At 62.1% G+C, this 14,439-nt stretch carries 12 protein-coding genes; 7 read left to right on the top strand and 5 right to left on the bottom strand.

What is annotated here, in order from left to right; translation table 11 throughout:
- Window positions 1–93 precede the first annotated feature (93 nt).
- Entirely contained in the window at window positions 94–2,547 is a 2,454-nt protein-coding gene (locus tag CN933_RS09950; RefSeq protein WP_102761415.1) for a penicillin-binding protein 1A, read from the bottom strand.
- A gap of 364 nt (window positions 2,548–2,911) precedes the next feature.
- Complete coding sequence (locus CN933_RS09945) at window positions 2,912–4,144, bottom strand: N-acetylmuramoyl-L-alanine amidase (RefSeq protein ID WP_018094897.1); 1,233 nt, start codon at window positions 4,142–4,144, stop codon at window positions 2,912–2,914.
- Between the two features lie 759 nt (window positions 4,145–4,903).
- On the opposite strand from CN933_RS09945, the gene CN933_RS09935 reads away from it, so the two are divergent.
- Together CN933_RS09935 and CN933_RS09930 are read left to right on the top strand one after the other, a co-directional pair.
- Window positions 4,904–7,687 (top strand): Rne/Rng family ribonuclease, encoded by a 2,784-nt coding sequence (locus CN933_RS09935; protein ID WP_018094896.1) that lies wholly within the window; start codon window positions 4,904–4,906, stop codon window positions 7,685–7,687.
- 163 nt (window positions 7,688–7,850) lie between these two features.
- The gene (locus tag CN933_RS09930; protein WP_018094895.1) at window positions 7,851–8,066 is read left to right on the top strand and encodes a hypothetical protein; all 216 of its coding nucleotides are present in this window, start codon (window positions 7,851–7,853) and stop codon (window positions 8,064–8,066) included.
- 34 nt (window positions 8,067–8,100) lie between these two features.
- On the opposite strand, the gene CN933_RS09925 is transcribed toward CN933_RS09930, so the two are convergent.
- Window positions 8,101–9,258 carry a pyridoxal phosphate-dependent aminotransferase gene (locus tag CN933_RS09925; RefSeq protein WP_018094894.1) on the bottom strand — a complete coding sequence of 386 codons (1,158 nt, stop codon included), beginning with the start codon at window positions 9,256–9,258 and terminating at the stop codon, window positions 8,101–8,103.
- 228 nt (window positions 9,259–9,486) lie between these two features.
- Between CN933_RS09925 and CN933_RS09915 the strand changes: the two genes are divergently transcribed.
- The 5 genes from CN933_RS09915 to aat all read left to right on the top strand — a co-directional run bounded on the left by CN933_RS09915 (window position 9,487) and on the right by aat (window position 13,310).
- Window positions 9,487–10,254, top strand: a complete 768-nt coding sequence (locus tag CN933_RS09915) for a DsbA family protein (RefSeq protein WP_018094892.1) — start codon at window positions 9,487–9,489, stop codon at window positions 10,252–10,254.
- Window positions 10,255–10,383: 129 nt separating this feature from the next.
- A complete protein-coding gene (gene aroQ, locus CN933_RS09910; protein WP_018094891.1) occupies window positions 10,384–10,830 on the top strand; it encodes a type II 3-dehydroquinate dehydratase in 447 nt (148 codons plus the stop codon).
- 23 nt (window positions 10,831–10,853) lie between these two features.
- On the top strand, window positions 10,854–11,330 hold the full coding sequence (accB, locus tag CN933_RS09905; RefSeq protein WP_003533074.1) for an acetyl-CoA carboxylase biotin carboxyl carrier protein: 477 nt from the start codon (window positions 10,854–10,856) through the stop codon (window positions 11,328–11,330).
- 12 nt (window positions 11,331–11,342) lie between these two features.
- Entirely contained in the window at window positions 11,343–12,686 is a 1,344-nt protein-coding gene (gene accC, locus CN933_RS09900) for an acetyl-CoA carboxylase biotin carboxylase subunit (protein ID WP_018094890.1), read from the top strand.
- 9 nt (window positions 12,687–12,695) lie between these two features.
- The gene (aat, locus tag CN933_RS09895) at window positions 12,696–13,310 is read left to right on the top strand and encodes a leucyl/phenylalanyl-tRNA--protein transferase (protein ID WP_018094889.1); all 615 of its coding nucleotides are present in this window, start codon (window positions 12,696–12,698) and stop codon (window positions 13,308–13,310) included.
- A gap of 97 nt (window positions 13,311–13,407) precedes the next feature.
- Here aat and CN933_RS09890 read toward each other — a convergent pair whose 3' ends face one another.
- Both CN933_RS09890 and CN933_RS09885 read right to left on the bottom strand, forming a co-directional pair.
- Window positions 13,408–13,860 carry a DUF2155 domain-containing protein gene (locus CN933_RS09890; RefSeq protein WP_018094888.1) on the bottom strand — a complete coding sequence of 151 codons (453 nt, stop codon included), beginning with the start codon at window positions 13,858–13,860 and terminating at the stop codon, window positions 13,408–13,410.
- Between the two features lie 119 nt (window positions 13,861–13,979).
- Window positions 13,980–14,375 carry an NADH:ubiquinone oxidoreductase subunit NDUFA12 gene (locus CN933_RS09885; RefSeq protein WP_018094887.1) on the bottom strand — a complete coding sequence of 132 codons (396 nt, stop codon included), beginning with the start codon at window positions 14,373–14,375 and terminating at the stop codon, window positions 13,980–13,982.
- Between the last annotated feature and the right edge of the window lie 64 nt (window positions 14,376–14,439).

Here is a 14,439-nt window from a genome sequence, read left to right as displayed (position 1 = left end):
CTGCTTCTTCAGGTGACTTTTCCAACGTGACGGTCAAATAGCGGTGCCCGCCGCCGATGTAAAGGCGACGGGCACCGCGTGCAATGGAAAGGGTCAGAACAGTCCGTTGGAGCCGGAGGTTACCGCCTGGTTGGCCTGCGGAGAGGTTCTCAATATTTCTTCCGGCGGCGCATATTCGTCGAGGTCGCCGATGACCGAGAAGGTGTCCGCAGGGCCGGTGCCCGGCTTGAAGGCTTCGATGATCGTGTCCGGCTCGCCCTCGACGGCCGCCATGCCGGTTTTGCGGTTGACGGGAATAAGGCTCATGCCTTCCGGCACCACGAACTTGCCGGGACGGGTACCCTCCACCGCCTTCTGCATGAAGGCGTTGAAGATCGGCGCCGACAAGCCGCCGCCGGTCGACCCGCGCCCGAGCGGTGCCGGGTCGTCGAAGCCGAGATAGAGCCCCGCGACGAGGTCGGGAGTGTAACCCACGAACCAGGCGTCCTTCTCGTCATTGGTCGTGCCGGTCTTGCCTGCGACAGGGCGATCGAGTTTGATCTTGCCTGCCGCGGTTCCCCGCGCGACGACGCCTTCCATCATGGAGGTGATCTGATAGGAGGTCATCGGATCGAGGACCTGCTCGCGATTGTCGATCAGCACCGGCTCTTCCTGAGCTTCCCAATGATCGGCATTGCAATTCTCGCAGGCCCGGTCCTCATGGCGGAAGATGGTCTTGCCGTAACGGTCCTGAATCCGGTCGATCAGCGACGGCTTGATCTGCTTGCCGCCATTGGCGATGACGGCATAGGCGGACACGAGACGCAGCACAGTCGTTTCGCCGGAACCGAGCGACATCGCAAGAAGCGGCGCCATCTTGTCGTAGATCCCGAAACGCTCGGCATATTCGGCGACGATGTTCATGCCCAGGTCGTTGGCAAGCCGGACCGTCATCAGGTTGCGCGATTTTTCGATGCCGAGGCGGAGCGTCGACGGTCCGGCAGAGCCGCCGCCGTAGTTTTCGGGCCGCCAGACCTGACCGCCCGCGACGATCTCGATAGGCGCATCCAGAATGACCGATGCCGGCGTATAGCCGTTGTCGAGGGCGGCCGCGTAGACGAAGGGCTTGAAGGCGGAACCGGGCTGGCGCATCGCCTGAGTCGCGCGGTTGAACTCGGACTGTCCGTAGGAAAACCCGCCGACCATCGCCAGCACGCGGCCGGTATGCGGGTCCATCGCGACCAATCCGCCCTGAACCTTCGGCGGCTGGCGCAGCCGATATTCGCCGGCCTCTTGCAACGGCTCGACATAGACGACGTCGCCCGGCCCGAGGACCCCCTCCGGCGACTTGGCGTTCTTGCGCTTTCCGCCCGCGGAGCGATAGGCCCACTGCATGTTCTTGGCGGCAATCCGCCCGGTCACCCGTTCAGGCACGATCTTGCCCGAGACTTCCTTTTCCGGCTGGACGCCGATTTCGGCGCCTTCGCTATCTACCGAGAGCACGACTGCCAGTTTCCATTCCGGCACGTCGCTGAGCGTGGGGATCTTGCTCAGCGGCTCGCCCCAGTCGCCGCCGATCTCGATTGTTTTCACCGGACCGTGAAAGCCCCGCCGCTCGTCGTAGTTCAAAAGCCCGTCCTGAAGCGCCTTGCGCGCCGCAATCTGCAGCCGCGGATCCAGCGACGTACGTACGGAAAGCCCGCCCTCGTAAAGCGCCTTGTCACCGTATTTCTGGATGATCTGACGACGCACTTCTTCGGCGAAGAAATCGGAGGCGAAGAGGTGCGCGCCGCCCCGCCGCGGCTTGACGCCGAGCGGTTGTTGCTTTGCCTCCTCACCGTCAGCCTTGGTGACGTAACCATTCTCGACCATCCGATCGATCACCCAGTTGCGGCGCTCGATCGCAGCCTCGACCTGGCGGAACGGGTGGTAATTGGCCGGCCCCTTGGGCAGGGCCGCAAGATAGGCGGTCTCGGCAATTGTCAGTTCCGTCACCGACTTGTCGAAATAGGTCAGCGCCGCGCCGGCGATGCCGTAGGAATTCAGCCCGAAGAAAATCTCGTTGAGATAGAGCTCGAGAATGCGGTCCTTGCTGTAGGCCTGTTCGATGCGGAAGGAGAGGATCGCTTCCTTGATCTTGCGATCGAGCGTCTGGTCGGAGCTCAAAAGGAAATTCTTGGCGACCTGCTGGGTGATCGTCGACGCGCCGACCGGGCGCCGGCCGGAGCCGAAATTCTGCACATTGACCACGATGGCGCGCGCAAGGCCCGTCACGTCGACACCCGGATGCCGGTAGAAATTCTTGTCTTCCGCCGAGATGAATGCGGCCTTGACGCGATCGGGTATCGCCTGAATGGGCAGATACAGCCGGCGCTCGCGCGCATATTCGGCCATCAGCGCGCCGTTACCCGCATGGAAGCGGGTCGTCACCGGCGGCGCATAATTGGCCAGCACCTCATAGTCGGGCAGGTCCTTGGTGATGCCGCCGAGATAGATCGCGACGGCCGCGGCTGTGCCAAGCAGCAGAAACGCACCAATGCCAAAAAAATATCCAATCAGTCTGATCATCAGTCAGGTACCGGTATCTAATTATCGTCCTATTGCGAGGTCGCCGAGTGCCCGAACGCTCGTTTTCCGCGAAAGGAGGCCGACGTCGCCAAACTCTTCCAAAGAAAACGTCCGGCATTTTCAGTTACACGCGTTTGGGCTCCCTCATATGGCCAGGAACCTGAAGCATCAACACCGTTTCCCACAAATCGGGACGCCCTCCCCCTAAGGGGCCTGGATTGTGAGTAAAATAGGGCTGTTACCGGATTATACAGTGCGCATCCGCTGAAAAGCATATCGCTGTTACCGGCTCGACACAAATCACATCCCCATTCCGTGGCACCGGGCTGGGACGAGATCAGCGATCCCGGAATGCCCTGCACATTCAACCGCCGTTTGCAACCGCGGTGTTCCGGTAGCGCTGAACGGCGTCGGCAAGCAGCGCGGATACCTTCTTCCTCCATTCCGCATCGAGCAGTTGCTTCTCATCTTCCTTGTTCGACAGGAAGCCGAGCTCGAGCAGCACCGAGGGCACGTCCGGCGCCTGCAGGACCCGGAACCCCGCATGGCGGTGCGGATTGTTGATCAGCTTGATCTGCCCTTCGAACGAGGAAATGACGCTTCGGGCGAGGTTGACCGAGAAAGCCTGAGTTTCGCGGCGGGTGAGATCGATGAGAATATCCGCGACTTCGGCCGGCTCGCTTTCGAGCGGAATCCCGGCAATCTCGTCGGAGAGATTCTCGCGTGCGGCAAGATCGGCCGCGAGGTGGTCGGACGCCTTGTCGGAGATCGTGTAGACCGTAGCGCCCCGAATATCCTTCTGCCGTAATGTGTCGGCGTGAACCGAAATGAACAGGTTGGAGCCTCGCTGGCGTGCAATCTGCACGCGTTGAGGAAGGGAGAGAAATTCGTCGCGTTCCCGCGTCAGAAACGCCTCGATGCCGGGTTCGTGATTGAGCCGTTCCACCAGCTCCTTCGCGAAGGCCAGGGTCACGTGTTTCTCTTCGGTTTTCGTGACGCCGCCGATTGCACCGGTATCGATTCCCCCATGGCCGGCATCTATCGCAACCACGAAGGCCCCGGCCTTCGGGGGCGGCGCGGCGGCCGGCCGGTCGGTCTTGGCGGAGGGCACCGTGCCGGTCCACTGCTGCTCGGCCAGGAGCGTGTCGAAGCGGTCCTGGCCGATCCTCTCCGCATCGAGCACGAGGCGAAAGCCCTTCCCGTCCTCCACCGGCTTCACTTCCGCGTGGGTCACCTCCGTCGGCCCCTTGGCGGAGAGCACAAGCCGCGAGGCCCCTGCCCCCATTCCGCCATAACGGATGGCGTCGAACAAGCCGCGAGGCTCCAGGCTCTCCGGTTTCAGCCCGAACGAGGTTTCCGGCAGATCGACGATGACGCGAACGGGATTGGCGACGTAGTGGATGGAGAAGGCCGGCTCGCGATCGAACTCGATGACCAGGCGCGTGCGGGCATCGTCGCCGGCAATCCGCGCGGCATAGGCGAGGAGAGGCACCGGCTCGCCGGCGCGCAGGCCCGCCACGGGCGACAGGAGAAGCAAAACGGCACCAAAGGCAGCGACGAGCGCGCGCATACCGCGACGACGCCCGATCGCCTCCATGGAACACAGCCTAGTCGCCGAACGCTTCACCTGAAACCCCACATCCATCCAATAAATGTGCCGGCGAAGGTCTCCCCGCCACCCCCTTATCCGCCCCTCAACCAATGAACCCTCAGGGTTAACCAAAGCTTGACGCGGAGGCCGTCGCACCGCCCGTCAGCCGGCGCTGTCTTCTCCTGAAGGTCCGGTTACACCCGCGCAAGCGAATCGATCAATATTGTGGCGGCAAAGGCTTTTCCCTTGCCAATGTGACATGGAAAACATAAAAGCGTCACAAGGAGAAAGTGTTGACGGGATAGAATCGTCGGCCGGGCAGCCGGAGCTTTTAGACGAGCTTGGCGCCAGGGAGTGATCGAGCCGGAACAACCGGTTGCAACCGTATCAAGCTTCCGCGGCCGCAGGAATTCATCCGCCGTCGCCGCATTTCCTCCTCCGTATACTGGTTCGCAAATTTCCGGCGGTGGCCGGAGTTCTTGATGGTGAATTTCACCGGATGCCCGCAAGCGGGCGCATTCATCGGGCCTCTTCCAGAGGTCCAGGACATTGGCATTCTTGTTTGGTCTTTGATGTGACTCAGCAGTATCGGTCAGAAGTAGAGCGGCCCCGGGACCCCAGCGTTCCGGCTGCCGTCTGGCTGCTGCACCATCGCTTGCGCCAAACAGGACCTTTCATATCCGGCGCAGCCTCCGACGTCTTGGACAGCCTTCTTGAAAAAGGCACTCTGTCTGTCGTCCCGCCGCGCCGAGGAGCACAGCTTAGATGGCAGAGAAAATGCTTATCGATGCGTCTCACTCAGAGGAGACGCGCGTCGTTGTCGTACGCGGGAACCGCATAGAAGAGTTCGATTTCGAATCGGAACATAAGAAGCAGATCCGCGGCAATATCTACCTGGCGAAGGTAACCAGAGTGGAGCCGTCGCTCCAGGCGGCCTTCGTCGATTACGGCGGCAATCGCCACGGGTTTCTGGCCTTCGCCGAAATCCATCCCGACTACTACCAGATCCCCCTCGCCGATCGTCAGGCCCTGTTGAAGGCGGAAGCCGAAGAGGCCCGCCGCGACGATGACGAGCCGAACGACACCGTGGCGGAACAGAAGTCCGCGCCGGCCGGCGATACGGTTGCCGAAGTCGTGGCACAGGCCGAAGCCGCCGAGGCAGCCGGAGAAGCCGCCGAGGCCGCCGAGGCCGCTGCGGAGAAGCCCAAGGCCAAGGCCAAGCCGAAGCGTACCCGCCGCGCAAAGCCGAAGGCCGGCGAAGAGCCCGTAGCGCCTGAGGGCGGCCCGTCGGAAGACGGAGAAGGCGACAAGAACGAAATGGCCGCGGTGGTCGATACCGATTCGATCTCCGAGGATATCGACGCGCGTCGTCAGCGTGACGACGACGATGACGACGACAATCACGACGGCGAAAAGGAAATCATCGAATCCGTCGGCGCCGAAGATGCCATGGAAGAGGTGGCGGATCGTCATATCCGCAAGCCGCGCAAGCAATACCGCATTCAGGAAGTGATCAAGCGCCGGCAGATCCTGCTGGTTCAGGTCGCAAAGGAAGAGCGCGGCAACAAGGGTGCGGCACTCACGACCTATCTTTCGCTCGCAGGCCGCTACTCCGTTCTCATGCCGAACACGGCGCGCGGCGGCGGTATTTCGCGCAAGATCACCAACCTGCAGGACCGCAAGCGTCTGAAGGAAATCGCCCGCGGTCTCGACGTGCCGCAGGGAATGGGTGTGATCCTGCGCACCGCCGGAGCCAATCGCACGAAAGTCGAGATCAAGCGCGACTTCGAATACCTCATGCGGCTGTGGGAGAACGTCCGCACGCTGACGCTGAACTCGACTGCCCCCTGCCTCGTCTACGAAGAGGGCAGCCTTATCAAGCGATCGATCCGCGATCTCTACAACAAGGACATCAGCGAGATCGTCGTTTCGGGCGAGGAAGGCTACAAGGAAGCCAAGGGCTTCATGAAGATGCTGATGCCGAGCCACGCAAAGGTCGTGCAGCCCTATCGCGACGTGCATCCGATCTTCTCTCGCTCCGGCATCGAAGCGCAGCTCGATCGCATGCTGCAGCCGCAGGTGACGCTGAAGTCTGGCGGCTACATCATCATCAACCAGACCGAAGCTCTGGTTTCCATCGATGTGAACTCCGGTCGTTCGACGCGCGAACACTCGATCGAGGATACGGCTCTCCAGACGAATCTCGAGGCAGCCGAGGAAGTAGCGCGGCAATTGCGCCTTCGCGACCTTGCCGGCCTGATCGTGATCGACTTCATCGACATGGAAGAGAAGCGGAACAACCGCTCCGTCGAGAAGAAGCTCAAGGATTGCCTGAAGAACGATCGGGCCCGTATCCAGGTCGGCCGCATCTCGCATTTCGGCCTGCTCGAAATGTCTCGCCAGCGCATCCGCGCCTCGGTGCTGGAAAGCACGATGCAGACCTGCCCGCACTGTAACGGTACGGGCCATATCCGTTCGCAATCCTCCGTTGCCCTGCATGTCCTGCGCGGCATCGAGGAACATCTGCTCAAGAACACCACGCACGACATCAGCGTGCGCACGACACCCGATATCGCGCTCTATCTGCTCAATCAGAAGCGCAGTTCGATCACGGACTACGAACAGCGCTTCGGTGTTTCCATCTTCATCGAAGCGGACGCCCAGGTCGGTGCGCAGCACTTCGCGATCGATCGCGGTGAACCGGTCGAAAATCCGGTGAGGATCGACCAGATCCTGCAGTTCGAGCCGGAGCCGGAAGACGAAGAAGAGGTCCTCATCGAGGAGGAGTCCGACGAAGAGGAAGCGGAAGAGATTGCTGCCGACCGTCAGGACCAGAAAAAGGCGCAGACCGACGAACAAGGCGGCCGCAAGCGCAAGCGTCGTCGCCGCCGGCGCGGCAAGGGTGCGGGTCAGGGAGCGGACGAAGCCTTCGCTGAGGCAGCCGACGCGGCTGAGGACGAGACCGGCGATGAAGGCGCAGTGGACGATGCCGAGGATGAAGGCGACGCCACGGATGCCCTGAATGGCGATAGCGAGCAGAAGCGCAAGCGTCGCCGCCGGGGCAAGCGTGGCGGCCGCCGCAGTCGTCAGGATGAACTGGCTGAAGCCGAGGGCGAGGCCGGCGTGGCTGCAGAAGCCGGCGAAGCGGCCGTTGACGCCTCAGAGGCGGAAGTCCCCCCAGCCGCGGCAGCCGAGGAGACGTCGCCGGATATCGCGGCAGCCGCTGCCGTCGAGGCAGCAGCGCAGGAGCCGAAACCGGCAAAACCCCGGCGCAGCCGCAAGAAAGCAGTCAAGGCCGAGGAGCCGGCCGAGAGTGTCGATGAAGGAGCCGAGAAGGCCGTCGAGTCCCAACCCGAAGCTCCCGAAGCCGCCCCTGAGGCGGTGGAGGAAGCTGTTGCCGATCTGGAAGGCGCAAAGCCCGCGCGCGCAAACCGGGATCTGTCGGCGATCGCTACCGAGCCGGTCGTGACGTCCAGCAAAAGCGAGGGCGAAGAGGAGCCGGCAAAACCTAAAAAGGGCGGCTGGTGGCAGCGCCGCGGTTTCTTCTAAGAAGCAAAGAAATAGCCCGGAGCGATCCGGGCTTTTTCATGGCTGGGATGGGTGGCGGCTCAGGTGTGAGCTTCCCCTTTGAAAAACTCCGCCCTTTCCGGACGGAAAGCCGCACATAGTTTTCCTTATCCCGCTCTATACTTTCCAGAGGGAGGACGAGGCCATGCACAAGTTCACAGTCATCGTTACGGAAGAGTTCGAAGCCGACACTGCCGAGGAGGCTGCCTTGCTCATGTATCAGCAACTGACCAACGGGCCGGCCCCTTTGCATTATTCGGTCACGGATGAAACGAAGATCGCAACCAACCTGACACTGGACCGGAAAGAGGCAGATGAGTTTGCCAGTGTCGATCACACCGCAGACCCCGGCAACTGGTAAAACCCGGCGCGGGCGGCCCGAATCTCAACAGGCCTTAGGCCAACCAGCGCGCGATGCGGTTCATCGCCTCCTCCATCTCGGTAGCCGCGCCCGCATAGGAAAAGCGCATGGTGCGATGCCCTTCGACGGGATCGAAGTCGAAGCCGGGCGTTGCCGCGACGTCGATCTCGGCCAGCATCCGACGGGCGAAGGCCATGCTGTCATTGGTGAAGCGGCTGACATCCGCATAGGCGTAAAATGCGCCGTCCATCGGCGAGGCGATCGAAAAGCCGATCTGCGGCAGCCGTTCGAGCAGCAGTGCCCGGTTCGCGGCATAGGCACGCTTGTAGCCGTCGAGCTCCTCATGCGCGCCGAGAGCCGCCTCCGCGGCAATCTGTGACAGCTCCGGCGGCGAAATATAGAGGCTCTGCGCGATGCGCTCGAAGGCACGCACCCGCGCCTCGGGCAGAACCATCCAGCCGATGCGCCAACCGGTCATACAGTAGTATTTGGAGAAGGAGTTGATCACGACGGCGTCGTCGGCGACTTCAAGCGCCGTCGTCTCCTCACCGGCGAAAGTAAGGCCGTGATAGATCTCATCGGAGATGAAGGCGATCGAGTGGTCCCGGCAATAGTCGGCGAGCGCCTTCAGCTGCGCCTTTCCGGTCACCGTTCCCGTCGGGTTCGCCGGACTTGCGAGAAGCACGCCCTTCAACGGTTTTCCGCCACGTGCCGCGGCGCGCTCGAGGCTGTCCGGGGTCAAAGTGAAGCCGGCATCGGCATTGGCTTCGATCTCGACCACTTCGAGCCCGAGCGCGGCCATGATGTTGCGATAGGCGGGATAGCCCGGGCGGGCGATGGCCACGCGATCGCCCGGATCGAACAGGGCGAGAAAGGCGAGATTGAACCCGGCCGACGATCCGGTCGTCACCGCAATCCGCTGCGGATCGAGCGTGATGCCGTGTCGGTTGTGATAGTGAGCGGCAATCGCCCTCTTCAGGGAGAGTGTGCCAAGAGCGTCCGTATAGCCGAGCCGACCGTGATCGAGCGCACGCCTTGCTGCATCGAGTGCCGCTTTCGGCGCCGGATGCGCGGGCTGACCGACCGCCATGGATATGACCGGGTGACCGGAATCGCGCCGCCGCGTGGCCTCGGCCAGCACATCCATGGCGTGGAACGGCTCGACTGCGCTGCGTTTCGACATCTGTGCCAAAAGTACGGTCCTCGCAAGTTTCTCAATGCCCTTTGCCCCATCGCTCGCGGCTTCACAAGTCCGCGAACGCCGCAATTCGGCCGATTTTGCCGTTTCGTTTCCCCCCGCCACGCCCTATGCTTCAACCAGTCGGCGCAAGCCGGGACTTGCCGTCGTCTTCAAACTGGCGCATTGACGCAAGCGTGCGGAGCCTACGACCGACATAGAACAGCAGACCACGAGGAAAGAATGACGCTCAAGATGAAGATGATTGCCGCAGCATCCCTGATCGCGCTTGCTGCCGGCGTCGCCCTGCCCGGTCCCGCGGCTGCGCTCGATGCCAAGCAGAAGGAGGAATTCGGCGCCTTCATCAAGGAGTACCTGCTCGCCAATCCGGAGATCATGCTGGAAGTGCAGGAAGCCCTCACCTCCAAGCAGCGGGCCAAGCAGCAGGAAACCGCCCAGGCGGCAATCGCCGACAACAAGAAGGCGATCTTCAACTCTGCCTACGACATTGCCCTCGGCAATCCGGAAGGCGATGTGACGATCGTCGAGTTCTTCGATTACAACTGCGGCTATTGCAAACGGGCTCTGTCCGACATGGACGACATCCTCGCCAAGGACAAGAATGTCCGCTTCGTTCTCAAGGAGCTCCCAATTCTCGGACCGGACTCGCTCGCGGCCCACAAGGTCAGCGCCGCCTTCCGCGTGGTCGCACCAGAGAAATACGGCGATTTCCATCGCGCCCTGCTCGGGGGAGAGGAGCGCGCGACGGAGGAAACCGCGATCGCCGTTGCGGCCAAGCTCGGCGTGACGGAAGCGCAGTTGCGCGAAAAGATGGATGACGGGCCGTATGATGCCTCGATGCGCGAAGCCTATACGCTCGCCAACGAGCTCGGCATCACGGGAACGCCATCCTACGTCGTCGGCAACGAGGCGGTCTTCGGCGCTGTCGGGGCGCCAGAGATCGAACAGAAAGTCGCCAACATGCGTGCGTGCGGCAAGACCGTCTGCTGACGGCCGGCCGGCCACCGCCCCTATAGGAACAGCACGACTTGTGGACAAAGCCCGCTGGTACCCAGGGGGCTTTTCCTCGGGGAACCATCAGTCTATAGGTAACCCTCCATCACCGGACCGGATTCCCTTATGCCTTCGACTATCTTTGTGCTGAACGGCCCAAACCTGAACGCGCTCGGCAAACGCGAACCGGGTATCTATGGCGGCAAGACGCTTGCCGACATCGAAGCGATGTGCAAGGAGGAGGCCAGACACCTCGGCTTCGACGTCGACTTCCGGCAGTCGAACCATGAAGGCACGTTGGTCGACTGGTTACACGAGGCTGGCGAAAAGGCAGTCGGCATCGCCATCAATCCCGCCGCCTACGGACACACCTCCATCGCCATGCACGATGCCATTCGGGCGATCACCGTCCCCGTGGTGGAGCTGCATCTTTCCAATATTCATGCGCGCGAAGAATTCCGGCACAAGTCGATGATCGCGCCAGCCGTCAAAGGCGTTATCTGCGGTTTCGGCGCACAGAGTTACATTCTGGCGCTGCATGCGCTAAAGAACCTGACGGAAAAATCCAAATAAGAAGAACACGAGGCTCATATCCCATGGCTGAAAAGAAACCGGGTATCGATCAGGCGCTGATCCGTGATCTCGCCAATATCCTTAACGATACCGACCTCACCGAGATCGAAGTGGAGCAGGACGATCTGCGCATCCGCGTTTCGCGGAACGGCACGCCTGTTGCCATGTCCATGCCGGCGATGCCCGCCTACCAGGTGCCGCCCGCCATCGCCGCTGGTCAGCCGGCTGGTGCGCCCCAGGGTGCCGCCGAAGGCGGTCACAATGCCAAGAACGCAGTGACGGCCCCCATGGTCGGCACCGCCTATCTCGCCCCGGCTCCGGGCTCCCGCCCCTTCATCGAAGTCGGTGCGGTGGTGAAGGAAGGTCAGACCATCCTGATCATCGAGGCAATGAAGACGATGAACCAGATTCCGGCCCCCCGCTCCGGCAAGGTGACGGAAATTCTCGTGCAGGACGCCGCCCCGGTCGAATATGGCGAACCCCTGATCGTGATCGAATAGGGCACGGTGGCGATGATCTCGAAAATCCTCATTGCCAATCGCGGCGAAATTGCTCTGCGCGTCCTGCGTGCCTGCAAGGAGCTCGGCATCGCGACCGTGGCCGTGCACTCGACGGCGGACAGCGACGCCATGCATGTCCGGCTCGCTGACGAGAGCGTCTGCATCGGCCCGCCGCCTTCGCGCGAGAGCTATCTGAACATCCATCAGATCGTTGCCGCCTGTGAGATCACCGGTGCGGATGCGGTGCATCCGGGTTACGGCTTCCTCTCGGAGAACGCCAAGTTCGCCGATATCCTCGATGCGCACGGCATCACATTCATCGGACCGACTGCCGAGCACATCCGCCTCATGGGCGACAAGATCACCGCCAAGAAGACGGCGGAAGAACTCGGCATTCCGGTGGTTCCGGGCTCCGATGGCGAAGTGAAGCCGGAGAACGCACTGGAGATCGCCCGCCAGATCGGATTCCCCGTGCTGATCAAGGCGACGGCGGGTGGCGGTGGCCGCGGCATGAAGGTCGCCCGCACCGAGGAGGAACTCGAAAACGCGGTTGCGACGGCACGTTCCGAAGCGGCGGCCGCATTCGGCAACGACGCGGTCTACATGGAGAAGTTTCTCGGCAAGCCGCGCCATATCGAAATCCAGGTCGTCGGGGATGGCGAAGGCAATGCGATCCATCTCGGCGAACGCGACTGCTCGCTGCAGCGCCGCCATCAGAAGGTCTGGGAAGAAGCCAACTCCCCGGCCCTGAACGTCGAACAGCGCATGAAGATCGGTCAAATCTGCGCCGACGCGATGAAGAAGTTGAAATATCGCGGCGCCGGCACGATCGAGTTCCTCTACGAGAACGGCGAGTTCTACTTCATCGAGATGAACACGCGCCTGCAGGTCGAACACCCGATTACCGAAGCGATCACCGGGATCGACCTCGTGCACGAGCAGATTCGCGTGGCGTCCGGAGCCGGCCTCTCTGCCAAGCAGGAAGATATCGTCTTCTCCGGTCACGCCATCGAATGCCGCATCAATGCCGAAGATCCGCGCACCTTCGTCCCTTCTCCGGGCACGATCACGCATTTCCACGCCCCGGGTGGCCTCGGTGTGCGCGTCGACAGCGGCGCCTATCAGGGTTACCGCATCCCCCCCTACTATGACAGCCTGATCGGTAAGCTGATCGTCCACGGCCGGACGCGCGTCGAATGCATGATGCGGCTGCGCCGCGTACTCGACGAATTTGTCATCGACGGCATCAAGACGACTCTTCCCCTTTTTCAGGACCTGATCAACAATCAGGATATCGCAAACGGCGATTATGATATCCATTGGCTGGAGCACCATCTGGCCACAACATCCGCATAGGATACGACATTGAAGGAGACGCGCAGCAAACAACCGGATATCACGCCGGACATGTTGTTGCGCGCCTACTCGATCGGCCTCTTCCCCATGGCCGACTCGGCCGACGATCCTGAACTTTTCTGGGTCGAGCCCGAGATCCGCGGCATCATCCCGCTGGACCGGTTTCACGTCTCGCGCAGCCTCGCCAAGGCGATCCGCAGACGTCCCTTCGACATTCGCTTCGATACGGCCTTCGCTGAAGTCATGGAGGGGTGCGCTCAGCCCGCACGGGACAGGCCGACGACCTGGATCAACGACACGATCCGCTCCCTCTATGCGGCCCTGCACCAAATGGGCCATGCGCACAGCGTCGAGGCATGGGAGGGAGACGTACTCGTCGGCGGGCTCTACGGCGTTTCACTCGGCGCAGCCTTTTTCGGCGAGAGCATGTTCTCGCGGCGCACCGACGCATCGAAGATCTGCCTCGTCCATCTGGTCGAGCGATTGAGGTCCAAGGGATTTCGGCTCCTCGACACGCAATTCACGACCGAACACCTGAAGTCCTTCGGCGCAGTCGACGTGCCCAAGGCTCAGTACGAAGTTCTGCTCGCGAAAGCCATAGCTTCGCCAAATCTCGAATTCTGAGGATCATGCCTTCTCAAGGAAAGGCTTACGCTTTGCGTCGCTCCGGTGAGTGGCAGGCAAAGAGAGAAGGATCGCAGGAGGCGCCTTGCCAAGTGCTCTATTGCTTTGCCGCCGTGTCCGGCGGGGGGACGTCCGACGAGGTCTTGCAGGACTGCAGCCAAACGTCATAGACGGGGTGCTCGACCGCATTGAGCCCCGGGCTGTCGGCAAACATCCAGCCGGTGAAGATGCGGCGGATCTTCCGGTCGAGCGTGATTTCGTCCACCTCCACAAAAGTGGTCGTCTTCGGCGCTTCCGTTTCGTCGCGGCTGTGGCAAACGCGCGGCGTTACCTGCAGCGCACCGAATTGCACCGTTTCGCCGATATAGACGTCAAAACTGGTGATGCGGCCGGTAATCTTGTCGATGCCGGAGAAGACCGCGACGGCGTTGGAAAGGCGCGCCGCCTGCGCGGTTTCGACGGCAGACGTCACCGGAGCGGCAAGGAGAAGGGCAATGGCAGCAAACCGCCCTCCCCGGCCAATCAAATCCCGCAGACAGAAACCCGCCATTACCGCCAATCCCCCGCACATTGCTGTTAGTCCCGGATGGACTTCAGGCGCTAAACCCGAAATGTGGCTGCGCCGTGATCGTCCCGCATGTCGCGGGATGATACCCGAAGAGCCCAGGCTCAGGAGCGCGGCGTCCAGGCGTCGTAGTCGCCGGTCACACGCGGGCGCTTGCCGGCGCCGGCAATCGACCCCTTCGGCCGGTAGGCACCGGGCGTGCCGGTCGGGTTGGCGCGGTGGGGCTTCTGCCACTCGCGGACGACATATTTCTCGTCGGCGGGGGAGACGTCGGTGCGGTGATGCATCCAACCATGCCAGCCCGGCGGGATCGCAGACGCCTCGGCAGGGCCGTTGTAGATCACCCAACGCCGCGTCCGGCCCTCGGAGTCCGTGCCGCCCTGATAGTAGACGTTGCCGAACTCGTCTTCCCCGACGCGCTGGCCATGGCGCCAGGTGTGAAACCGGGTACCGATCGTCTGTCCGTTCCACCAGGTGAAAATCTGCAGCAGGAGCTTCATAGGCATCGTCCTTTACCGGCCGATGGGAGCCAGCCGGATGTCAAAATCTCGCCCCCGCTTATGC

Source organism: Sinorhizobium sp. M4_45 (assembly GCF_002885915.1).
GTDB lineage: Bacteria > Pseudomonadota > Alphaproteobacteria > Rhizobiales > Rhizobiaceae > Sinorhizobium > Sinorhizobium meliloti_A.
This window is presented reverse-complemented; position numbering and strand designations above follow the sequence as displayed.